Annotated in this window: 18 protein-coding genes; 8 read left to right on the top strand and 10 right to left on the bottom strand. The window is 51.2% G+C overall.

Features of this window, described 5'->3' with window-relative positions:
* Window positions 1–758: 758 nt before the first annotated feature.
* The 9 genes from ACZ2GZ_RS03295 to ACZ2GZ_RS03255 form a co-directional block, all read right to left on the bottom strand.
* The gene (locus ACZ2GZ_RS03295) at window positions 759–1403 is read right to left on the bottom strand and encodes a sugar transferase (protein WP_470295531.1); all 645 of its coding nucleotides are present in this window, start codon (window positions 1401–1403) and stop codon (window positions 759–761) included.
* On the bottom strand, window positions 1403–2956 hold the full coding sequence (locus ACZ2GZ_RS03290; protein ID WP_470295530.1) for a lipopolysaccharide biosynthesis protein: 1554 nt from the start codon (window positions 2954–2956) through the stop codon (window positions 1403–1405). Before ACZ2GZ_RS03290 ends, ACZ2GZ_RS03295 begins: the two co-directional genes overlap by 1 nt.
* A 12-nt stretch (window positions 2957–2968) precedes the next feature.
* Complete coding sequence (locus tag ACZ2GZ_RS03285) at window positions 2969–3670, bottom strand: CpsD/CapB family tyrosine-protein kinase (RefSeq protein ID WP_029594848.1); 702 nt, start codon at window positions 3668–3670, stop codon at window positions 2969–2971.
* Window positions 3639–4400: a YveK family protein gene (locus ACZ2GZ_RS03280; RefSeq protein WP_051627686.1), complete on the bottom strand. Its 762-nt coding sequence runs from the start codon at window positions 4398–4400 to the stop codon at window positions 3639–3641. The genes ACZ2GZ_RS03285 and ACZ2GZ_RS03280 overlap by 32 nt, the downstream gene beginning before the upstream one ends.
* A 130-nt stretch (window positions 4401–4530) precedes the next feature.
* The gene (locus ACZ2GZ_RS03275) at window positions 4531–5721 is read right to left on the bottom strand and encodes a hypothetical protein (protein WP_470295529.1); all 1191 of its coding nucleotides are present in this window, start codon (window positions 5719–5721) and stop codon (window positions 4531–4533) included.
* A gap of 17 nt (window positions 5722–5738) precedes the next feature.
* A complete protein-coding gene (locus ACZ2GZ_RS03270) occupies window positions 5739–6893 on the bottom strand; it encodes a glycosyltransferase family 4 protein (protein ID WP_470295528.1) in 1155 nt (384 codons plus the stop codon).
* A 12-nt stretch (window positions 6894–6905) separates the two neighbouring features.
* Window positions 6906–7961: a glycosyltransferase family 2 protein gene (locus tag ACZ2GZ_RS03265; RefSeq protein WP_470295527.1), complete on the bottom strand. Its 1056-nt coding sequence runs from the start codon at window positions 7959–7961 to the stop codon at window positions 6906–6908.
* 171 nt (window positions 7962–8132) lie between these two features.
* Window positions 8133–9038 (bottom strand): NAD(P)-dependent oxidoreductase, encoded by a 906-nt coding sequence (locus ACZ2GZ_RS03260; protein WP_214799332.1) that lies wholly within the window; start codon window positions 9036–9038, stop codon window positions 8133–8135.
* Entirely contained in the window at window positions 9035–9880 is an 846-nt protein-coding gene (locus tag ACZ2GZ_RS03255) for an aldolase/citrate lyase family protein (RefSeq protein WP_470295526.1), read from the bottom strand. The genes ACZ2GZ_RS03260 and ACZ2GZ_RS03255 overlap by 4 nt, the downstream gene beginning before the upstream one ends.
* 282 nt (window positions 9881–10162) lie before the next feature.
* On the opposite strand from ACZ2GZ_RS03255, the gene ACZ2GZ_RS03250 reads away from it, so the two are divergent.
* Entirely contained in the window at window positions 10163–10810 is a 648-nt protein-coding gene (locus tag ACZ2GZ_RS03250) for an acetyltransferase (RefSeq protein ID WP_470295525.1), read from the top strand.
* A gap of 42 nt (window positions 10811–10852) precedes the next feature.
* Here the strand turns inward: ACZ2GZ_RS03250 and ACZ2GZ_RS03245 are convergent, their stop codons facing one another.
* The gene (locus ACZ2GZ_RS03245) at window positions 10853–11308 is read right to left on the bottom strand and encodes a hypothetical protein (RefSeq protein WP_470295524.1); all 456 of its coding nucleotides are present in this window, start codon (window positions 11306–11308) and stop codon (window positions 10853–10855) included.
* A gap of 267 nt (window positions 11309–11575) precedes the next feature.
* Here ACZ2GZ_RS03245 and ACZ2GZ_RS03240 point away from each other — a divergent pair, with 267 nt between their 5' ends.
* The 7 genes from ACZ2GZ_RS03240 (at window position 11576) to ACZ2GZ_RS03210 (ending at window position 22188) form a co-directional block, all read left to right on the top strand.
* A complete protein-coding gene (locus tag ACZ2GZ_RS03240) occupies window positions 11576–12649 on the top strand; it encodes a hypothetical protein (RefSeq protein WP_470295523.1) in 1074 nt (357 codons plus the stop codon).
* Complete coding sequence (locus ACZ2GZ_RS03235) at window positions 12630–13487, top strand: GGDEF domain-containing protein (RefSeq protein ID WP_214796823.1); 858 nt, start codon at window positions 12630–12632, stop codon at window positions 13485–13487. Before ACZ2GZ_RS03240 ends, ACZ2GZ_RS03235 begins: the two co-directional genes overlap by 20 nt.
* Window positions 13477–15174, top strand: a complete 1698-nt coding sequence (locus ACZ2GZ_RS03230; protein ID WP_470295522.1) for a DUF2334 domain-containing protein — start codon at window positions 13477–13479, stop codon at window positions 15172–15174. Before ACZ2GZ_RS03235 ends, ACZ2GZ_RS03230 begins: the two co-directional genes overlap by 11 nt.
* Before the next feature lie 3 nt (window positions 15175–15177).
* Window positions 15178–16425: a glycosyltransferase family 2 protein gene (locus tag ACZ2GZ_RS03225; RefSeq protein ID WP_470295521.1), complete on the top strand. Its 1248-nt coding sequence runs from the start codon at window positions 15178–15180 to the stop codon at window positions 16423–16425.
* Window positions 16426–16438: 13 nt separating this feature from the next.
* Window positions 16439–18484: a hypothetical protein gene (locus ACZ2GZ_RS03220; RefSeq protein WP_470295520.1), complete on the top strand. Its 2046-nt coding sequence runs from the start codon at window positions 16439–16441 to the stop codon at window positions 18482–18484.
* 307 nt (window positions 18485–18791) lie between these two features.
* Window positions 18792–20699 (top strand): beta-glucoside-specific PTS transporter subunit IIABC, encoded by a 1908-nt coding sequence (locus ACZ2GZ_RS03215; RefSeq protein WP_470295519.1) that lies wholly within the window; start codon window positions 18792–18794, stop codon window positions 20697–20699.
* A 37-nt stretch (window positions 20700–20736) separates the two neighbouring features.
* Window positions 20737–22188, top strand: a complete 1452-nt coding sequence (locus ACZ2GZ_RS03210; RefSeq protein ID WP_470295518.1) for a 6-phospho-beta-glucosidase — start codon at window positions 20737–20739, stop codon at window positions 22186–22188.
* The last annotated feature ends 33 nt before the right edge of the window (window positions 22189–22221 follow it).

Genomic DNA, 22221 nt, shown 5'->3' with positions numbered 1-22221 from the left:
GAAGAATTCTTGCTCTTCGGCTCGATAAGAAAAATACGTACACCCGGGTCGACAGACAAGTTGTCTTTTACCTTAACTTCAACTTTGACCTTGTCACCAACTGTAAAAGGACCAGATTCAATTGTGAAATTCAAAATTTGAGGAGCTTCCTTATCTTCGTTCATATTAATCAAAGTGAACCCTTGTCCGCTCTCTTCACCCCATAACATGGTACTGTTTCCATTATCATCCCAGCTCTCCAGAAAGTTCAGCTCGTATCGACCTTCTTCCATCCCCTCTACAATCTTTATCTCTCCAATATACTGCCCGCCTCCTAATGACTTTAACGGAACGTGGAAAGCAGGATTTTTGCTCTTAGGTTCTATGAGGAATATCCGTACCCTCGGGTCGGGTGATAGATTGTCTTTAACTGACACGCTAATTTTCACCGTGTCTCCAATCGTGAATGAGCCGGATTGAATGGAGTGGCTAATAATTGTCGGCGGTTCTAAATCTTCAGCCCCCAATACCCTCCAATCAAACGAACTAAATACCAATAACATCACTACAATTAAACTGACCCATTTTTTCATTCTGTCGCTTCCTTTATCAATCATATGTAACATCCATTAAGATTTTCCAAAGAACAATATACCATCTACCTTCTAAATTTTGTCTCCTGTTTTTATAAAAAGGTGTATGTTTTTCGATACCACGACATAAAAAATGCCAGGTATCCGTCAGACGATTTGTCCAACCGAAAACCTGGTCATCACCAATCATTTACTCCCAATCCGATACTCCGCCTCAACGATCTCATTCCCCATAAACGCCTCCATCGTCGCCGCCGTATCCGACGAGATGCCGTCCTTCTTCACGACTTTCCCAACTGTCTGCAAGATGATCTTCCAGTCGTTGAAGAACGTGACGTTGTCGACATACTTCACATCGAGCGCGAAGCGATCCGGCCACGACAACCGGTTCCGTCCGTTCACTTGGGCGAGGCCCGTCAGTCCGGGACGTACATCGTGACGTCGGCGTTGCTCCTCGTTATAACGTTGTAAATACTCGACGAGCAACGGGCGCGGTCCGACGATGGCGATGTCGCCCTTGACGATGTTGAGCAGACTCGGCAGCTCATCGAGACTGAGCGACCGGAGTGTCTGTCCGAACGGGGTCAAGCGCACTTCGTCCGGCAACAGGTCGCCGTGTTCATCTCGCTCGTCGGTCATCGTCCGAAATTTCACCATCTCGAAGATGACGCCGTCCTTCCCGGGACGTTTCTGTTTGAACAGCACCGGTCCCCCGAGCTTCCACTTGATGAGACCCGCAACCGTCATGAGGACGGGACTCAATACGACGAGCGCGGCCGACGCGAGCACCACATCTTGTGGCCGTTTAACGTACGTCTCATACATCCCCATCACACTTCCCCCTTCCCGAATCGCTTGCTTGGAATCATCGATCGGACCAAGTCTTTCTCGAACGCATCGACCGTGAACACCCACATGAAGATGGCGTAGGCGAGGACGAGTCCCATTCCTTTGAAGACGAAGCCGAGCAACGTGTCAGCTGGAAACCAATATTGGACGATGAAGCCGAGTCCGAGCACGAACAGTAATCCCGGGGCGAGCTTCACATGACACTCTCGGAAAAATCGGAACACGTCGAGCTTCAACACTTTCGCGTAGATGATGTTCATGAACAGCGTATTGCCGCTCAAGTATCCGATCATGACCGACAGCGCCGCTCCCGTCGCCCCGTATGGACCGCTCAGGAACGCTGAGACAATCAAGGCGATTACCGCCGACAGCACCATCCCGTACGCCCGGTAGCGGACCTGGTTCGTCGCAACAAGATGGATGTTGGCAATCTCTTGCGGCAACGTGATAATCCCCATCGCAATCAACAAGGCCGCGACGACATACGACTCTTTGAAATCGTCCCCGACCCAGAAGTGGATGAACTCCGCTCCCATCGCGATGAATACCATCGTGATGAGCCCGATGACGTACAGTTGGATGCGACCAACCCGGATCATCAAGTTCTCGATGTCTTTCAAACCGCCCGAGTGGTTGAGCCGGGTCACTTTCGGCAAGAACAGCGAGTTGACGGCTGTGGCGATCAAGAGGACGTAGCCTTCGATGACCATCCCGATCGAGAAGATGGCGACAGCGACTCCGCTCGCGAAGATGACAAGCACGGTCGGCATAATGTGCATCAAGAAGTTCTGCGTCGCCGACACCGTCGTCTGCCACGAGGCGAAGACGAAAATCTCGCGATACATCCCTTTCCCAGATGCGGTGAAGTCGACCTCCGTATCCGTTCCTTTCCAGACGTACAGCAACTTACACAAGTTGATCAGCAAAATCATCGCCGCGTTGATGATGACGAGGGCGTAAACCCCGTACCCCATGACGAGCGCCCCGATTGTGAAGCTGACGATTAGGATTTTCTCGAGGAAGAGCAGCGTGTTCAGCTGGATGAAACGCTCGTTGACGATAAAGACGGCGTCGATCGGTTTGGCGAGCAACGTGATCAAGATGTAAAACCCGACAATCGGATACATGACTTTCAACTTCTCCATGTCACCTGCGCTCAAATTGCCATAAATGACGTCGAGCAGGAAATAGAGGGCGACGAGGACGACGGTCAGGATGAGCGTCAAGAAGAAAAACAGCTTATAGGCGATGCCGAGAAAACGAATCTCCCCGGCTCGGTCGCCGTGCGTCCGATAGTTGCTGAGGAAACGGGCGACGACGATTTCAAGTCCGAGGTTGAACGCGAAGATGGCGATAATCGAGAACGACAGGACGTATAACCCATAGTCCCCTTGTCCGATTTTGCTGATCATCCACGGCGTGTAGAGGAGCCCCGAGATGATGTTGAACCCGATTGATCCGTACGAGACCAAGGCGCCGTATTTGATTTGATTCGAACTCGTCTGTTCCGGTTCGATGGCATATTTGGTCGCCATGGGAGAGCCTCCTCATTGATACGTATAGTAATAGGCGTCCTTGCCTTGACGCGACTCGCGGCGATTCAAGACGATGCCGAGAATCTTCGCCCCGGTCATGAGCAGTTGGTCACGTGCTTTGACGACCTCATCCCGGTCGGCCGATTCACAGCTGAGGACGAGGATCGCCCCGTCGACTTCCTGGGCAATAATCCGGCTGTCTGCCACCTGCATGATCGGCGGTGCGTCGAGCAGGATGATATCAAAGTCGTCCTTCAAGTGATCGAGCATCTCCCGGAACGCCGGGGCTGCGAGCAACTCGGACGGGTTCGGCGGGACGACGCCCGCGACCATGACGTACAGATTGTCGAGCTGCGTCGGCTGAATGGCCGCCTCGGCCGTCGAGCGCTTGGCGAGCACGTTTGAGAGCCCGATCCGTGAGTCGATATGGAAGATTTGATGGATCGTCGGGCGTCGCATGTCACAGTCGACGAGCAGGACGCGCTTGCCGAGTTGCGAGTAGACGACGGCCAAGTTGCTCGCGGTCGTCGACTTGCCTTCCCCCATCGACGTCGAGGTGATGAGAAGCGTCTGCAACTTCGAGCCGAGCGATGTGAACTCGAGATTCGTCCGGAGCGTCCGGTATTGCTCCGAGATCGGTGACTTCGGTTCGTAAATCGTGATCAAGTTTTTCGTCATCCGGTTATGATAGTTTTCGTTGCGTTTTCGGAACATACGGTTCACCCTCCTTTACGACTTTTGGTTCCTGCGGCTTCCGTTTCTCAGGTTTCGCGATTTGACGATCAAACAACGGGATTGACGCGATGACCGGGATACCGAGGATGGCTTCGGCCTCGGCCTCGGAGCGAATCTGTTTATTGAACAAATAACGCATGAGGACGATACCGCTGCTCAAGATGAAGCCGACCAGGACACCGAGCGCCGTGTTGCGAGGAATGTTCGGTTCGACCGGTTCGGCCGGGATGAACGCCGGCGACAAGATTTGCGTATTATCGATATTCATTAATTTTGGTACCTCGTTCGAGAAGACGCGTCCGAGCTCATTGGCGATTGATGACGCGAGGGCTGCCGAATCGGCCGTCGCCCGGATGGTGATGACTTGCGAGTTCTCCTCGCTCTCGATGACGATTTGGTCCTCGAGTTTCTCCGGGGCGCTGGCGATATTCTCGCGCACCTCGTTCAAGATGATCGGACTCTTCATGATGATCCGATACGTGTTGACGAGTCCTTGGGACGATTGAATCTGCGTGCTGTCGAGCGTCTCCGTCCCCGTCTGTTTCGGCACGACGAGAATTTGGGTCGACGCCTCGTACGTCGGTGGGATGACGTAGCGGCTGAGCGAGTAGGCGATGCCCCCGACTAGGACCATGGTGAAGAGGATGACCCACTTCTTCGTTTTCAGGATGAACCAAATATCGCGAATCGATGCGTTGATGTCTTTCACGGCAACCTAACCTCCTTCATTGGTGCGACTCAAAGTTGTATGCGTTGTTGGATAATGACCATTTCCCCGTCCCGCTTCCCGTCAAATGCAAACAGGAAGGAGATGCCTATCATTTTTTTGAAAGATTTATCTACGTCGTGACGACGGGCGGGACGGTCTGTTTCACATGCTCGGCCCGATGCCGGCTATAGGCGACGACAAAGACGAGCAAGATCAACAGATAGGCGATGGCACGGAGCCGCAAGGCGGTCCCGATATTATCGTTCGTGATGGCGATCAAGCCGTTCCAGACGAACGCCTGCATCAAGATGAACTGTTGCACTTTCGTGACGTAGGCGCGTCGTGACCAGAGGAACAACAGGATGAGCGTCATCGGCAACGCCTCGATGAAGAAGACGAGCAAGATGGTGAGGCCACGGACGTCCCACGGCAGCGGGCCGACGAGGTTGCCGAGATAACTGTGCACGTAATTGAACAGGAAGCCGAAGTAGTTCGATGCGTCGAGCCGGATGCCCATCTGACTGCCACCGGCGAGGAAGCCGATGCCGTCGGAGCGATACTGCAACGCTGAGCGGAGCGTCTTGTCGACGATCGGGACTTGGACATCCATGAAGAACGTATAGATGACGCCGAAGATGACGAGCGCGAGCGTCAGGATGATGAACGGTCCGGCGACTTTGCGCACCGCTTGCAGCGTCAGCCATAGGACGGTCGCCATGATGAACGACAGGAGCGCGTACGTCCGGAACTCGCCGAGCAACCAGACGGTCGGAATCAAGAGCAGGAAGTACGTCCAGTTCTTCTCGAACAACCAGCGGATGGCGAGATACGTCGCCGCGATATAGAGCATGTAAATCCAGACGTCCCGGTAAATCGATGTTGTGATATTGATGAACAGGCTGATATAGGCGATGAAGCAAAACAGGGCGTACAGATAGGCGTAATGGCGGATGCGTTCCTCTTTCTCCCCGAGCTCCGTCGTCGCGAGCTGGATGGAGACGAGTTTCAAGGCAAAATGAATGAGGAGCGCCATCCCGACGAAGTTGAACAATCGGATGGCGAACACGCTCTCGGTGCCGATCAACTGCATCAGCTTGCCGATGACCCATGGATAGATGGACGTCCGGATCCACGACAAATCGTAAAATACGTTCATCGCCTGTTCCCAGTAGAAGACGCCGTCATCCCCTTCCCCGAACAAATGGTACGACACGCCGTTCCCGGTCGCGTAAATCGCGAGCGCATAGAAGACAGTCGTTGCGAGCAGATAATAGAACAGCACCAGATATTTGACGACGCCGACCTCGGTATCGAGTTTCATGCGTCTCCCTCCTCTCTTCAGGCAATCGGTCGATCAAAACTCTCGTAGATGCGTCGCATCTCCGTCTTCGAGCGGTCGACGTCGAACGCCTTGACCGACTCACTGTTATGGAGCCCCATCTGGTGGGACAAATCGAAATCGAGTTGCATCGTCCGGATGGCCCGGGCGAATCCGGCCACGTCTTCCGGCGAACATTTGTAGCCGGTCACCCCGTCAATCGAATAGTCGTTGATGCCGTGCACGTTCGACGTGATGAGCGGTAGCCCGGCGGCCATCGCCTCGAGCGCGGCCATGCCGAGCCCTTCCCGTTTCGATGGGAAGACGAAGCAGTCCGACGCCTTCATCACTTCGATGACGTCGTCCCGGAAGCCGAGCAAAGTCACTTGCCGCTCGAGCCCGAGCTCCCGGATGAGCCGTTCGAGATGGTCATTGTTGTCACCCGTCCCGGCAATCAAATAACGGAGCGTCGGTTCATGCAGCGAGGCGATGGCGCGGATAATCGTCTCGTGGTTCTTATTCTCGTTCAACTCGCCGACTGACAACAAGACGAAGTCGGTATCGCTGTCGATGCCGAGGCCACGACGTTTCAACGGTCGGTCAATCGTGACCGCCTCGATCCGTTTCGTGTCGACGCCGATGCCGGGGATGCGGAACGTGTGCGACGTCTTGAACGTCTGTGCCCGTGAGAAGTCCTCCTCGTTGATGGTGACGATCGTATCGGTCAATCGGGCGAGCGTCCGTTCGACCGGATAATACAGCATCCAGTTGAGCGACGGGCTGCCTTTAAAGAAATGGAAGCCGTGCGCCGTATACATGCATGGCGTGTGCGTCTGGCGCGCGACGAGCCGGCCGACGACCCCGCCAATCGGCGAGTGGCAGTGGATGAAGTGATAGCGGTTCGCCGTCATGACGGCCTTCAACTGTTGATAGGCGCGGACGTGCCCATTCATCTTCTTGATGTCGCGTTCGAAATCGATTTGGTACAACGCGACCCCATTCGCCTCTAGGTCTTGCTTGATGCGGATGATTTTCTCAGGCGAATACATGCTGCCCCATTCGAAGTTCGTGGCGACGTCGACTTGATACCCCATCTCTTGCAGCATGCGGATATTGTCGCGGTTGAAGCTCTCGATCATCGAGACGACCGAGGCGACCATGAGCACTCGTTTCATCATTTCTCCTCCTCACACACGTTTCCGAAGATAATCGACCCCATGCAACATCAAGACGAGCGGGACGGTCCGTTCATGTTTACAGAGCTGGAAGAACGTCCGCCATTTCACGTCGAAATGCTGTAGCTCCATCTGCGAATAGGCTTGCTTGTATTCGTCTTGCCGGAGCACTTGCTTCAATGACTCGGCTTGGGCGAAGAGCGATTTCGGTGCCGCCAGCTCGTTCAAGCCGATGCCGATCATGCTGAGGGCGATGCGATTGTAGAGGGCGCGCATGTATTCCTCGCCGAGATGGTGCTTCTCGATGTAGCGCATCAAGATATGGAAGAACTGCATCCGTGACGACACGAGGTCTCGCTTATACGCGCTCGACATCGAACCGGCGTCCGTCTTCCGGTAATGGTAGACCGGGTAATCGATATAGACGAAACGATGGCAATTCTCGAGCGCTTCGATTTGGAAATAGAGGTCGTTGAACGTGCCATATGGACCGGCCCCGAACGTCAGATGTTTGACGAGGTCGCGGTGATAGAGAGTGAAACAGTTCGAGTTGAGCGCGTCGACGTTTTCCGGGTGGGCCAGCTCCTCGCCGACCAGTCCGAACAGGCGACGATGGACGTGGCGTTTCGTCTCGACCGCGTCGAACGACAAAAAATCCGCGTCAAAGATCTTCTTCGGTAACGACCGACCCTTGTACTCCCGGACGTACGTGCCCATGACCGCGTCGGCACGCTCCCGTTCGGCGTGCTCGACGAGGATGCGGATCGCGTCAAGGTCGAGCCAGTCATCGCTGTCGATGAACATGATGTACTCCCCTGTCGCCATGCCGAGCCCTCGGGTGCGGCTGAAGGCGCAGCCCCGATTCGTCTGGTCGAGCACTTGGACACGCGGGTCATGGATATATTCCATCAGGATGTGAAGGCTATCGTCGGTGCTGCCGTCGTTGATGCAGATGATCTCGACGTGCGGGTACGTCTGTTGTGTCAAACTGTCGAGGCACTGACGGACGTAGGCGCTCGCATTGTAGACCGGGACGACGAGGCTGACGAGCGGGGTGAGGCTTGGCATGTAGGTCACTCCTTCTAGGTTGTCGTTTCATGATGTGAGTGATTGCTGTGAGTCTATCCTCGTTGTTCCCGTAAGCCCTTCCCGGTAACTCACAAACGGAATGAGTCGTGGATAATCTTTTCGTGAATTATAAAAAACGAAAAAAGCCGACCGTTTGGTCAGCTTCGCATGTCACTGAAGTTGTTCGTGCCGTAAATTGCGGACGATGTTCTCGAACAGCCGCTCGTTCACCCGGTCCGATACGTATGAATTGTGCGGGGTGAGCGTCACCCATTCGAAGTTATAGAGCGCATGGTCCGACGGGAGCGGCTCGGTCTCGAAGACGTCCAAGGCGACGCCGAAGAACTTGCCTTCCTCGAGTGCCGCGATGAGCGCCGTCTCGTCGATGATGGCGCCACGTGCGACGTTCAACAGGACGGCGTCTTCTTTCATGGACGCAATCGCCTCCGCATCGATGACATGATACGTCTCGTCGGTGAGCGGCAAGGCGATGACGATGACGTCACTCTCCGCCAAGACGTCGTGCAACTCATCCATCAACACGTAACGGTCGACGAACGGGACCTGCTTCTCACGATGTCCGACGCCGATGATGGTCATATCGAACGCCCGGAGCCGCTTCGCGATCGCCTCTCCTACGTGACCAAGGCCAAGCAAGGCAACGGTCTTCCCAGTCAGTTCGCGCAACCGCCGTTCCTTCTCCCAATGCCGATTCGCCTGCTTCTCCCGAAACGCCGCCCCGTGCTTCATGAAGTCGAGCAATTGCCAGACAACCCATTCGGCCATCGGTACGGCATACGTATCGCCAGCATTATAGATGCGGACGTCTCGTTTCTCGAGTTCTTCGAGCGGCAGACGATCGAGTCCAGCACTGATGGCCTGGACGAACCGTAGCCGTTTGAAATCCTCACATTGGCGATATTGAAACAAGTTGTTACAAATCAGTCCCTCGACCTGTGAGACATCGATGTCCGTCACGTCCGCTTCTTCACGGAGCGTCGTCACCGTATAGCCGAGTCGTTCGAGTGTGGCGCGTTGTTCAGGAGTCAACCGCACTCCTGTCGACAGCAAATTCATGACAAAATCCCTTTCCGGTTCTGGATTTCCGTCGCGATGGCATCGACGGTCGAGACGAGGCTCAACCGGTTCAATTCCAACCACTCCGGTGTCGCGTGTTCGAGCTGTTGCTCGTACACCCTAATTTTCCATACCCCTTCTTGGAACATTTGTGCCTGTCTGGCGTCAAATTTTCCGGTCACCCCGATATTACAGAAGCTGCGCGACAAGATGGCGAGCGACGAGCCGAGTCGGATATGCTCCCCAAGCACTTTCTCAGCCGGGAGCCTCCCTTCTCCGATGCGGGCGATGCCGCCAAACCCATACGGGATGCCCGCTATCTGGAGTTGACGTGTCACCGCCTCGACCGTCCCGTCGGCGAGCGGTTCGAATAAAAAGCTCTGCCCGTAACTGAGATGCAGGTCGTTCAATCCGATATGGACGTAGTCGATGCCCGGTAGTTGGAGCACGTCCGGCATACAGGCGACGGCCTCTTTCGTCTCGCACAACAGACAGACGCCCGCCCGCTTGTCGACGAGCTCGATGAACGTCGCGACTTCGTCGACCGACTTATAGTACGGCAACATGACGACGTCGGCCCCTCGATTGATGACTTCATTGATCTCATAACGCGAGCCTTGAAAAATAGGATTGACGCGGACGAGCAACTCCGCATGCTTCAAGACCGCGCGCAACCGGCTCACGTCGCGGATCGCATGGCGTGAGATGACCGTATCGAGATGTCCTTGTCGTTCCACCTTCCCGTTCAACTCCAAGTCGATGAACACCCAATCGACCCCGTTCTGTTCAGCGAGCAGCGCGATCTCCGGCTGGTTCGTGATATACATCAGTTTCAAAGGCATGTGAGCACTCCTCCCATCAGTAGATTACCTTAGGAAAATAGCCCGTCCGAAAAACAACAAAACGGAAATGCGGAGAATGCTTTTGGATTGTAAATGGAAGGTTTACAGATTTTTGAACAAATACCTATATAGGAAGTCACACGTTCCGTCCTCGAATATGCTTTGATATCAAATCATGCTCGCAACTTCTTTTTTGTTTTGTTTCAAATATAGGGAATCGGAAATAACTAACGTACAGAACAATATTTTCGACAGTTTTCGGCAAAAAAGGGGTGACCAATCATGGAATGGATTGTGATTTTTGGTGCAGGCGGTCACGCACAAGTCATCATCGATATTCTTGAGTTGATGGGACTCTACCGGATCGCAGGAATTTATGACGACAACCCAGCCTTAATCGGTAAATTCGTCGCCGGGTACCCCGTGCTCGGTCTCGTCCATTCCAACGTCGTCGCCAAAAAAGGCATCATCGGTATCGGTGACAACGTCCAGCGCGAGTCACTCGAGCGCGCCATCCGCGGACGGACACCAGACTTCGAGTTCGTCAATGCCATCCACCCAAGCGCCGTCATCGGCAAGAACGTCATCCTCGGTGAAGGCACGGCCGTCATGGCAGGGAGCGTCATCAATCCGAACGCCGTCATCGGCCCACACAGTATTATCAATACGATGGCGTCGGTCGATCACGACTGTGTGCTCGAACCGTTCGCTTCAATCGCCCCGGGCGCACATCTCGGCGGCAACGTCCACGTCGGAACCCGAACGTTCGTCGGTATGAGCGCGACGGTGATCCACAACGTCCACATCGGGCACGACACGGTCATCGGTGCCGGCGCCACGGTCGTCAAGGACATCCCGAACCACGTCGTCGCTTATGGCTCACCGGCCAAACCGATTCGGGGGCGGGTCATGAACGAACGCTACTTGTGAACACAAAAATGAGGTCTCCCCGCGCCGGGTGACCTCGTTTTTTCATTTCAGCTCGCGATGCAGTTCGCGGTCAGTGATATAGTCTGGCTCGAGTTTCAAGATAACCCGGTCGAAGGCACGCTGGAGACCAAACATCCCCATGCAGAGCGCTGCGAACAAGATAAAGAAGGACGGACCCGCCGAGCCGGAATCGTACCAGCCGAGAAGCGCGTACAGCATGACCAACCCGCATAGCGTCAGCCAAAACGGCAACCGGACGAGCCGCTGGTACGTAGCATTGTTGTTGAACGAGGCTCGGATTGTTCCGAGTTTCCATTCACGAATGGCCAACGGAATGACGCCGAGAAACCCGATGCCGAGCACGACGAGTTCGAATTCAGTCACGTACTGGACGAGCGTTCCCGTGATGATGGCCGAAGCGGCCCCAATGATGAATGTCTTCGCATTTCCTTGCCGTGCGTAATCGACAAGGCGCCGGATATGTTGTTCACGTCTCATCAAAACCCCTCCTATTCTACATTACATGTATACGGATAAAAGTAAGAATATGTTCCAATTCTCAATCATTTTGTATATTACAGGTTTATGATTGACATCCTCATACAAAATTGAGAAAATCCGAATTAGCGTGTTTTTCGCTGCCCTCATTCTATTTTTCTAACGTCTATAAATCATTTCTTTATCACGCTTCAATGATTCCCTATTCCATCCGATGTACATCATGGAACCATCACGAACCACATCACAATTATCTAGGAGACTTCAATGCGCAACTTCTTCCCACTTTTCCTCTCCTGTCTGCTCTTGCTCTCAGCATGTTCGGAGGAAAAACCTAAAGCACCGCCTCAAGACTATGAGAGCGAGTTTCCAGTCGAAGCCTTTATCCGAACCCATCTTCTTATTGAAACCGGACTACTTCGTACGAACATCACAGATCGTCAAAACGAATTTTTGTCCGAATCGCTTGGCCTGTACTTACTTTTTTTAGTCGAACGTGATCGAGAAAGAGAATTCGCCGATCAAGTAGTCGTCCTGACCGAGTATTTTTTGGACGAATCGAATCTAGTCGCCTGGCGCCTCGAGCAAAAGGATGAAGCGATACTCACCAGTCCTGTGAACGCTTGGATTGATGATGCCCGGATTATCCATGCACTCTATTTAGCTGCAAAATCATTCGATGAGCCGACTTATGCAGAACTCGCAAACAACATTTCCGAATCGCTGACAACGATTGCCACAAAAGAGGGTCTTCCTGTCGATTACGTTGATTTGAAGACAAAGGAATCGAGTGACATCCTTACACTCAGCTATTTAGATGAGGCTGCGCTCAAGTTGATGCCTGCATCGTCCAACCTTTATTCCAATAGTAAGAACCTTCTTGTTGAAGCACCCACAGACGGGCCATTCTTTGCAAAAGCATATTCGATTCAAAATCAAACTTATACATTTGATGATGAAATCAATATGATTGATCAACTGTACGTCGCCTTGAGATATGAACAGTTCAATCTCGCCACAGACCTTTTCTATACATTCTTTAAAGAAGCATTTGAGATGGGGCCGATTTATGGTCGATACAATCGTAGCACCGGAACACCGACTGTCACCTACGAATCACAAGCTGTTTATGCGCTCGCTGTCTTTTATCTGCTTGAACGTGGTGAAGACGAGTTTGCGGAGGTCGTGATGGAGCGGCTTCGAGACTTAGCTGTTCAAGATGAATCCTCCGAATATAACGGTGGGTTTATTGATGTGATGACGCAACATACTCACTCATTTGATAATTTGTTGCCTTTATTAGCCGAAGGGAGACTTCTCGATGGATACATCGTTCCGTAAGACGAGCCTGGTCAGCATACATGTATGTGTGTTTATGATCTTACTTGTTTTATTTGTTCAATATATGCCGGAAATGGGTCAAGTTCACACTGAAAGTATCATGTTACTTGCATTCGCAATCGTGTTGAGCCTGTTCACGGGATTACGGGCCGGCTTGTTCACTTCACTCGTCATCCTCTTTTGTTTAGGGAGCCTTTATTTTTGGAATCTCTTTTTCCGTCCTGAAGACCAGTCGTTGTTGTTTTCAGAAGCCACCCTTCTTTACTATGGTTTCTGTCTCCTAGCACTCGTAATCTCAAGTGGCTCGCTTCATGAACGAGTAAAAGAAATCAGTGATTTGAATCAAACGTTAAGCGAACAAGTACGTCGCCTCGTTGCAATCGACACGGAAACCGGACTCGACAACCAAGACAGATTTGTCCTCGAGTTACAGCTTGAAATCGATCGGACGAGACGCCACGGTGAAGCGTTTACGGTCTTCTTATACAAAATCGACTATTTGATGGAGTTTAAAAAGTTGTATGGGCAACGAGAATATGAAAACTTCCTGAACTATTTTAGTAAGCAATTATATAACTCGACACGTACGACCGATAAAAAATTTCGTCTATCGGTAGAAGAGTTTGCTTTGATTCTACCGCATGCTTCTGAAGAACATATGTTCATTCTGACAAATCGATTCCGCGATATGTTGGGCGACTATAAAACCGATTCCGGAAAAATCGTTACGTTTACCAATCATATTGCACACTATACGGTCACAAAAGAAACTGACATTGAGTCTCCAACAGAGATACTCAATTTGATTGGAAACGAGTTGAAGAGCTATGCGTTATAAGTGCCTTATGATTCTCTTGCTACTCCTACTGTTTCCGACACCGATTGATGCGGCAAAACCTACACATGTTGTGATTGTTTACAGTTCTTCACAGGTAGAGACTCCGCCCGACGTCTATAAGTTAGAAGCGCTCGTGTCTCGCTTCTCTGATGAAATCAAGTTGATTCGGGACATCGATTTAGGGACTGATGCACTGTCAGAGGTTAGCCACATTTTTTATTATGGCGCCTCCACTTCGACACTACCTAAGTCAACCCGTGAGTTACTGAATCATTCGTCGATCCCATTATATGCAATCGGCCAAAATGCGAATCAACTATCTCCATTCAAAGGACTCGAGATGACTCGAGTCGCCGGAGTCTCCAAATTTCTTCATGCTCGAACGGACCAAAGCCTTTCATTTGAATTCGCTGATGTAGTGACGACTGTAAAACCAGAGGCTTCATCGATTACCCATGCGAGTGTTGTTCGTAACGATAAAGTACTACCCGTTCTCATCCAGGCAAAAGACAATTTTTACGCGGGAATTGAAAATCTATTAAACCGACCTTCCCTCTTCATTGCGGACAGTCTATTCGATTTCTTCGACGTCGAAGCCTCTCTTGGCCACGTCGGCTACATACGCCTTGAAGATATCAATCCGAGTTCAGACCCTGAACTCGTCAAGGAAGTCGGCACGTATTTATTAGATCGAGAGATTCCGATTATACTCGCTGTTATACCGGTTTATACCGATGCCGCGAATGGAGACACCGTCCGGTTTACGGACCGTCCCGAATTAATCGACACACTACGCGAACTTGAAGCGCGTGGGGCTACTGTAATCGCACACGGCTATACGCATCAATATCGTTCGTCAGAAACTGGTGAGGGCTTCGAGTTTTGGGACGTAGAAAACAATCAACCCGTTCTATCTCCGCCGGATGAAATGCCACCAAAATTAAAAGGGCGTGAGTCGTTCGCAAGCGAATCTGCGTATACGTCGTACTTGAATACGTTATTGGAAAAAGAGACGACGTACATTCACTCGAAGCTATCAAATTCAATTCATGAACTCGTCTCACTAGGTCTTCATCCATTAGGTTTTGAAGCACCACACTACGCAATGTCTCATTCAGGTTACGCATTAACGTCCGAATACTTCACGAATGTGTTCGGTCAAGTGCAATGGAGCAACTCCAATTGGGAAGTCTTAGGGAGTACACCTTACGTTTCAAAACCGTCTCTCCTTCAAGGTATGACGCTCTATCCAGAAACGATTGGTTACGTCCGTACCGATATTCCTCGACCCGTTGATGAAATGAGACGTGCTCTCGAGGAGACACTCATCGTCCGTGAATCGATGATTGGCGCATTCTATCACCCTTATATTGGAACAGAGTATTTACCGGAAGTCGTGGCGTTAATGGAGTCCGTACCTGGATTTACATGGTTTGATTTACGAACGAGCGACGAGCGTGTCCGAACTGATGAAGTTTCCGTTCAGTCGGAAGACGGAGTGCTCGTGCTAAAAGACAACCGCAGTAACATTCTGAATCGACTCAGTCTGTTAATGCCTCAATCATTTTTAGAGCAGGCACTAACTGCACTAGCAGTGATAACCTTGCTCTTCGTCATCGCATTTTTGACGTACACCCTCTTTTTACGCGCTCAACGTAAAAAACGACTTTTCAAGGAGCGTGGATAAACAATGGCAAATGGTCTATTTCTCTTTTCGCTAATTATGATTTGGACAATGCTGCTGTATCATATGTTTTTAATGCAAGGCGGATTTTGGCACTTCATGACCTATCAGGCACCGATAACGGATTGGTCCAAAAATATGAACGATTTACCGAAAGTATCCGTCCTGATTCCGGCCCATAACGAAGAAGTAGTCGTCGCGGCGACGCTTCGTGCCATGTCACGCATCGAGTACCCAAAAGACAAACTCGAAATTCTACTTATCAATGACAATTCCTCCGATCGTACAGGCGAAATTGCTCAAACATTTGCGGATAAGTTTCCGTTCATTCACGTGGTGAAGACAACCCCTGCTTTCGCAGGGAAAGGAAAATCGTCCGCTCTCAATTTCGGTCTATCTCAATCAACCGGTGATGTACTCGTCGTATATGACGCGGACAACACGCCAGAAAAAGATGGCGTCTATCATTTAGTGATGGGATTACTTAACGATCCGAAAGCAGGTGCTGTCGTCGGGAAGTTTCGGGTGATTAATGCTTATGAGACTCTGCTCACTCGACTGATCAACATTGAAACGATTTGCTTTCAGTGGATGGCACAAGCGGGTCGGTGGAAATGGTTCAAAATCGCTACTATTCCTGGTACGAACTTCGCTATTCGACGTTCGATTATCGAGGAACTTGGGGGATGGGATGAACAAGCCCTTGCTGAAGATACCGAGTTAACAATTCGTGTATATGAACTTGGCTGGCATATTCGCTTTTTCCCTGCCGCAGTGACGTGGGAACAGGAGCCCCAAACGTTAAAGGTTTGGTGGAAGCAACGAACACGATGGGCTCGCGGCAACCAATACGTCGTGCTGAAGTTTATGCGCCAACTGTTCTCGTTAAAACGTAAAAAAATTGTGTTCGATATTTTCTATTTCTTTTTTACGTATTTTTTATTTTTCTTCGGGGTCATCCTATCGAACAGTCTATTTGTCATCAATTTATTCGTCGACATCGGTCTTAAAGTCGGCAATATCACACTCGTGCTGTGGATTCTCGCTTTCTTACTATTCGTGACAGAAGTTTTTGTAACACTCAGTATCGAACGCTCCGAATTTAACTCACAAAACTTTTTCACCGTCATCCTGATGTACTTCACGTACAGTCAATTATGGATTATACTCGTCATTTATTCACTCTACTTAGAAATCAAACGTGTGTTATTCAAACAAGAAGTTAAATGGTATAAAACAGACCGTTTTGGTTGAAAGGAAAAACGACATGAAATTCTCAATCTCAATTTTACTAAGTAGTATACTGCTCTTTACCGCGTTTTCACTACCTGTTCATGCAACTGGCGAACTCACTTCTCCGCTACCGATCAAATCCGCCGACTCCATTAGTGAACGTGCCTTGACGATGAGCGATGACATTTTACCGGGAGAAACATCATCTCGCACGTATACGTACACCGTGTTACGTGCTGAGCCTGCAAGTAAATCCAAGTTCCTCTCTTTGGATTGGTCACACTCTGAATTACTCATTCCTCCTTCAGCAGTCACAATTGAAATCGATGGGGAACCAATCCGTTCGATTGCATTGTCAAAAAAATCTGCTGAAGATCGTGTGACGATTCCACTCCGGGATGAGCATTTGACAAAAGGGACTCACGAAATCACCGTTCGCTTTACCGGGATTCTGCGTGGACGAATGTGTGACACAGGTAATACTTCCGGGAGTTGGTTCACGGTTCGATCTTCCAGCTTTGTTTCGATTGGCAACAAAACCAACTTATCCTTGAACGAATACTCGAGTACGTTTACTCAAACGTTCAACAAAACATTGACTCTCGTGCTGCCAGACCATCCTGACGCAGCTTCTTACGAAGCTGCCCTATTACTATATCGTCAATTAAAAAATGATGCGTCCGACTCAGATAACGTATTGATTCGATACGAGCGACAACTAAAATCATTCACAGGCAACTATATTTTCATCGGGGAACAGGACGGCTTTACCGGTCCCGTCGCCACACTCATTGACGATCTCGACACATCTCTAGAAGATGACGAGATGTTGTTGCAACGCGTGAACTTGGTCGAAAAAGGCAATTCCGTGGACGCCCTGTTCGTCCTAGCGAACAACTCAGAGTCGTTTGAAGGAAAATTAGATCATCTCCTCTTAGAAAGACACCGCCAACAATTTGATGGGGAAAAACTAATTTTGTCGAGTACACCCGCCCTACAGGCAGCGGAAGATGTCGTATCGCTCCGTACGGTCGGTGCATCAGATTTAATCCTGAGTGGTGCGCAAACGAAGAGTACAAACTATTTTTATCCACTCCCAGTCATCGATACGACATCGAGTGTAGAAATCGATGTCACATACAAACTGTCAGAGAGCCTAGCAGTAAAAGAAGATGGGCAACCATCCGCTGAATTGATTGCTTGGATTAACAATGTCCCACATTCGATTCCATTGGATAACGATCCGGACGACATGGGTTTTTATCACCATAAGATTCGTGTCGCTCCATCTACTTTGGAACGCGCCACTTTCCTTGATGTCTCCTTTGAGGCAAGAGGTCTTCGTTCTGAAGCCCCTTGTACGGATAATGATGTCGATCGCTGGATTTATGTGTCATCGGATAGTCAAGTGACGCTCCCAACAAGTAACGGGAATACAAACAACGAAGTCTTTTTGAATATGGCGAGTCTATTTGCTACTGAAAAAGGTGTGGTGCTCGTCGTGCCGGATGATGACAGTTCGGCAACGCTGAAAAACGTCGCAACGGTCATCAGCGGTCTGCCTGTCACCCCGCTCACCCATCAGGTCGAAGTTGTACGGGCATCGGAATTGGACGAATCGATTCTTGAAGAGCGGTCCGTAATGTTTGTCGGGAATCCAGAAGACGCAGCTATCTTGAAAGAGAAACAAGAAGATTGGATTGTTTCAGGCGACAAAGGTATTGATCTAACACAGTATGGCTTTACCCCTGAGACATCAGCAGAGTATGCGTGGATTCAACCCTCTCCGTGGAATACCAATCGAGCGCTAGTTGTCATAGCAACCACGGACTCGATCGACTCGTCTCTCATGCAAACATTGGCGTTCCCGAATGAGACGTTCAGCGTAGCTGTTAAAAATCAAAACGGTGCCATTTTTACAAACAGTTCGACAATCTCGGATCAGGCAGATTCAATAAATACTGATGTTGCCGAAATCCGGACTACGAATTCAATTTGGTACTTTGTCGGATTCGCTACCCTGATTGCTCTGACTGTCGGTTTGTTACTCATGATGCGTCGTAGAAAAAAATCAAGCTAAGCCTAAACGAGTGAGATTCTTCACTCGTTTTTATATTGCCTACATTTAATCCTTCCTTCTATATTTGTGTCCAATAAAAGAAATCTGAAAATTCCTAAATGTAAGCGTTGACATTTCGTTTTGGCACGTGCTACATTTCAAGTATCAAATAACAACTGAACGGTCTCCTGCGCAGGAATGTTACCTTTAGTGGGCATAACCTGACTCGAGTCAGATGGTAGACGTGATTTCACGTATCTCATCTGACACGGGTCAGGTTTTTTATTTGACGCAAACCAAAAATCCAATGAAAAAGGAAGGTATGGACATGAAGTATGAACAGCTCGCACGCGACATTATCCAGCAAGTCGGCGGCAAAGAGAACGTCAACAGCGTCGTCCACTGTATCACCCGTTTGCGCTTCAAATTAAAAGATGAGAGCAAGGCCAACACGGAAGCCCTCAAAAACATGGATGGTGTCGTCACCGTCATGAAGAGTGGCGGTCAATACCAGGTCGTCATCGGCAACCACGTCCCCGACGTGTATAAAGCGGTCGTCGAAGTCGGCAGTTTCCAGAACCAGTCACCGATTGAAGAAGAGGAAGGCCCGAAAGGATCATTATTCAGCCGGTTCATCGATATCATCTCTAGCATCTTTACCCCTGTCCTCGGCGTCTTAGCCGCGACCGGGATGATTAAAGGGTTCAACGCCCTCTTCGTCGCCCTCGGTTGGCTCGACGCCACATCCGGCACGTATCAGCTGTTGAACGCCATCGGCGACTCGTTGTTCTACTTCTTCCCAATCTTCCTTGGCTATACGGCCATTAAGAAGTTCGGCGGCAGTCCGTTCATCGGGATGGCCATCGGGGCGGCGCTCGTCTATCCGACGCTGTCGACGCTCACGGCCGGTGACCCGCTCTATACTGTCTTCGCCGGCACCATGTTCGAGTCACCGATCCATATCACGTTCCTCGGTGTGCCGGTCATCTTGATGACATACTCGACATCGGTCATTCCGATCATCATCGCGGCGTTCTTCGCAGCGAAGCTTGAGAACTTCTTGAAGACGGTCATCCCAGACGTCGTCAAAATGTTCATCGTCCCGTTATTGACATTGCTCATCATCGTGCCGCTCACGTTCATCTTAATCGGACCAATCGCGACATGGGCTGGTATGTTGCTCGGTAGCGCCACAGTCGCCGTTTACAACTTGAGCCCGCTCGTCGCCGGTCTCTTCCTCGGTGGCTTATGGCAAGTGTTCGTCATCTTCGGCTTGCACTGGGGACTCGTCCCGGTCGCCATCAACAACTTGACGTCGCTTGGGTCAGACCCTGTACTCGCACTCGTCTTCGCGGCCTCATTCGCGCAAATCGGTGCCGTACTCGCAGTCTTCCTTCGCATCAAAAATCAAAAAATTAAAACGCTCTCGATCCCGGCCTTCATCTCAGGCATCTTCGGAGTCACCGAGCCGGCCATCTACGGGGTCACGCTTCCACTTAAAAAACCGTTCATCATGAGCTGTATCGGTGGTGCCGTCGGTGGTGGGATCATGGGCATCATGGGTACACAAGTGTATATGATTGGCGGACTCGGCGTCTTCGGTTACCCGTCGAACATCTCACCGGAAGGACTCACGACCGGCTTCTACGGATCACTCATCGGGACGGCCGTCGCCTTCGTCGTCGGTTTCGTCTTGACGTACTTGTTCGGTGGCGTCAATAAAGCGGTCGCCGCAACGCCACAACCAGAAGTCACACCGGTCGCACAGGAAGTTTCAGCGACAAAAGTCGGCCAAGAACAGATCCTCAGCCCACTCGCCGGCAACGTCGTCAACTTGAAAGACATCTCAGACGTCGCCTTCTCATCCGGCTCGCTCGGCCAAGGCGTCGCCATCGAACCGACAGAAGGCAAGCTCGTCGCCCCGGTCGCTGGGACAGTGTCCGCTCTCTTCCCAACACATCACGCCATCGGCATCACGACCGAGACGGGAGCTGAGGTGCTCATCCATATCGGTATGGACACGGTTCAACTCGAAGGCAAATACTTTAAAGCACACGTCACGCAAGGAGAGTTCGTCGAGAAAGGACAGCTGTTGATCGAGTTTGACCTCGACGCGATCAAACGCTCAGGCCGGGCCCTCACGACGCCGGTCATCGTCACGAATCGGAAAGTGATTTCACCGAGCCGCGCCACAAACGTTCGCTCAGGCGAAGCCTTGTTTGTCATTAACGAATAAATGTGGGAGGGCAAGTCCCTCCCCTATCTTAGAAAGGATGGATTTGATGAGTTTTCCAAACGGATTTTTATGGGGCGGCGCCATCGCCGCGAACCAAGCTGAAGGTGCGTACTTAGAAGGTGGCAAAGGCTTGACGACGGTCGACTTGTTGCCGACCGGCAAGAAGCGCTTCGACGTCATGTTCGGTGACTTGCCGTCACTTGAGCCGGTGCCGGGCGAGTTTTATCCGTCACACGAAGCGATCGACTTCTATCACCGTTATAAAGAAGATATCGCTCTGTTCGCCGAGATGGGATTCAAGGCACTCCGCCTGTCAATTTCATGGGCCCGCATCTTCCCGAACGGTGACGACGCCGAGCCGAACGAGGCAGGACTACAATTTTATGACGACGTCTTCGACGAACTGTTGAAGCACGGCATCGAGCCGGTCGTCACAATCGCCCACTTCGACGTACCGGTCAGCCTCATCCAAAACTATGGCAGTTGGCGCGACCGCCGTGTCGTCGACTTCTTTGAGACGTACGCAACGACGCTCTTCACCCGCTATAACGGCAAAGTGAAGTATTGGATGACGTTCAACGAGATCAATATGCTGTTGCACTTGCCGTTCATCGGCGCCGGTCTCGTCTTTGCGGACGGCGAGGACAAGCAGCAAGTGAAATATCAGGCGGCCCACCATCAGCTCGTCGCGAGCGCGAAAGCGGTCAAAGCGGCGCACGCCATCAATCCTGACATGCAAGTCGGCTGCATGCTCGCGGCCGGTCAGACGTACGCCTACTCGTGCAACCCGGACGACGTCTTGGACGCGATGGACAAGGATCGTGAATCGTTCTTCTTCATCGATGTCCAGTCGCGTGGCGAATACCCAGGCTATGCCAAGCGTTTCCTCGACGAAAACGGCATCACGCTCGAGATGGAAGACGGCGACCTCGAATTGTTGAAACAGCACACCGTCGACTATATCGGCTTCAGCTATTACGCGAGCCGGACGACGAGCACGGACCCGGAAATCAACGCATCGACCGAAGGAAACATCTTCAGCTCGCTCGAGAACCCGTTCCTCGAGAAGTCGGAGTGGGGCTGGACGATCGATCCGACCGGCTTCCGTATCACGGCGAACCAACTGTACGACCGTTACCAGAAACCGTTGTTCGTTGTCGAGAACGGACTCGGTGCCGTCGATACACCGGATACGAACGGCTACGTCGAGGACGGTTACCGCATCGACTATATGGCGAAACATATCGAACAGATGCATGAGGCGATCCAGGACGGTGTCGAGATTCTCGGCTATACGAGCTGGGGTCCAATCGACTTGGTCAGCGCCTCGACCGGCGAGATGAAGAAACGGTACGGCTTCATCTACGTCGACAAAGACAATGAAGGTAACGGGTCCCTCACCCGCTCGAAGAAGAAGAGCTTCGATTGGTACAAGCAAGTCATTGCCACGAACGGGGCTGATGTATTGCCTCATACAAAAATCCGATGAATATTGAAGTGGAGCCTGTATAGCACGGGCTCC

It is taken from the genome of Exiguobacterium sp. KKT215, from assembly GCF_055635335.1.
This window is presented reverse-complemented; position numbering and strand designations above follow the sequence as displayed.

Coding starts and splice junctions, on each gene's coding strand:
- ACZ2GZ_RS03295 (WP_470295531.1), bottom strand. CDS start 1,403: ATGGGGATGTATGAGACGTACGTTAAACGGCCACAAGATGTGGTGCTC.
- ACZ2GZ_RS03290 (WP_470295530.1), bottom strand. CDS start 2,956: ATGGCGACCAAATATGCCATCGAACCGGAACAGACGAGTTCGAATCAA.
- ACZ2GZ_RS03245 (WP_470295524.1), bottom strand. CDS start 11,308: ATGAGACGTGAACAACATATCCGGCGCCTTGTCGATTACGCACGGCAA.
- ACZ2GZ_RS03210 (WP_470295518.1), top strand. CDS start 20,737: ATGGATTTGATGAGTTTTCCAAACGGATTTTTATGGGGCGGCGCCATC.
- ACZ2GZ_RS03285 (WP_029594848.1), bottom strand. CDS start 3,670: ATGTTCCGAAAACGCAACGAAAACTATCATAACCGGATGACGAAAAAC.
- ACZ2GZ_RS03235 (WP_214796823.1), top strand. CDS start 12,630: ATGGATACATCGTTCCGTAAGACGAGCCTGGTCAGCATACATGTATGT.
- ACZ2GZ_RS03230 (WP_470295522.1), top strand. CDS start 13,477: ATGCGTTATAAGTGCCTTATGATTCTCTTGCTACTCCTACTGTTTCCG.
- ACZ2GZ_RS03240 (WP_470295523.1), top strand. CDS start 11,576: ATGCGCAACTTCTTCCCACTTTTCCTCTCCTGTCTGCTCTTGCTCTCA.
- ACZ2GZ_RS03265 (WP_470295527.1), bottom strand. CDS start 7,961: ATGCCAAGCCTCACCCCGCTCGTCAGCCTCGTCGTCCCGGTCTACAAT.
- ACZ2GZ_RS03250 (WP_470295525.1), top strand. CDS start 10,163: ATGGAATGGATTGTGATTTTTGGTGCAGGCGGTCACGCACAAGTCATC.
- ACZ2GZ_RS03215 (WP_470295519.1), top strand. CDS start 18,792: ATGAAGTATGAACAGCTCGCACGCGACATTATCCAGCAAGTCGGCGGC.
- ACZ2GZ_RS03225 (WP_470295521.1), top strand. CDS start 15,178: ATGGCAAATGGTCTATTTCTCTTTTCGCTAATTATGATTTGGACAATG.
- ACZ2GZ_RS03275 (WP_470295529.1), bottom strand. CDS start 5,721: ATGAAACTCGATACCGAGGTCGGCGTCGTCAAATATCTGGTGCTGTTC.
- ACZ2GZ_RS03260 (WP_214799332.1), bottom strand. CDS start 9,038: ATGAATTTGCTGTCGACAGGAGTGCGGTTGACTCCTGAACAACGCGCC.
- ACZ2GZ_RS03270 (WP_470295528.1), bottom strand. CDS start 6,893: ATGAAACGAGTGCTCATGGTCGCCTCGGTCGTCTCGATGATCGAGAGC.
- ACZ2GZ_RS03220 (WP_470295520.1), top strand. CDS start 16,439: ATGAAATTCTCAATCTCAATTTTACTAAGTAGTATACTGCTCTTTACC.
- ACZ2GZ_RS03255 (WP_470295526.1), bottom strand. CDS start 9,880: ATGCCTTTGAAACTGATGTATATCACGAACCAGCCGGAGATCGCGCTG.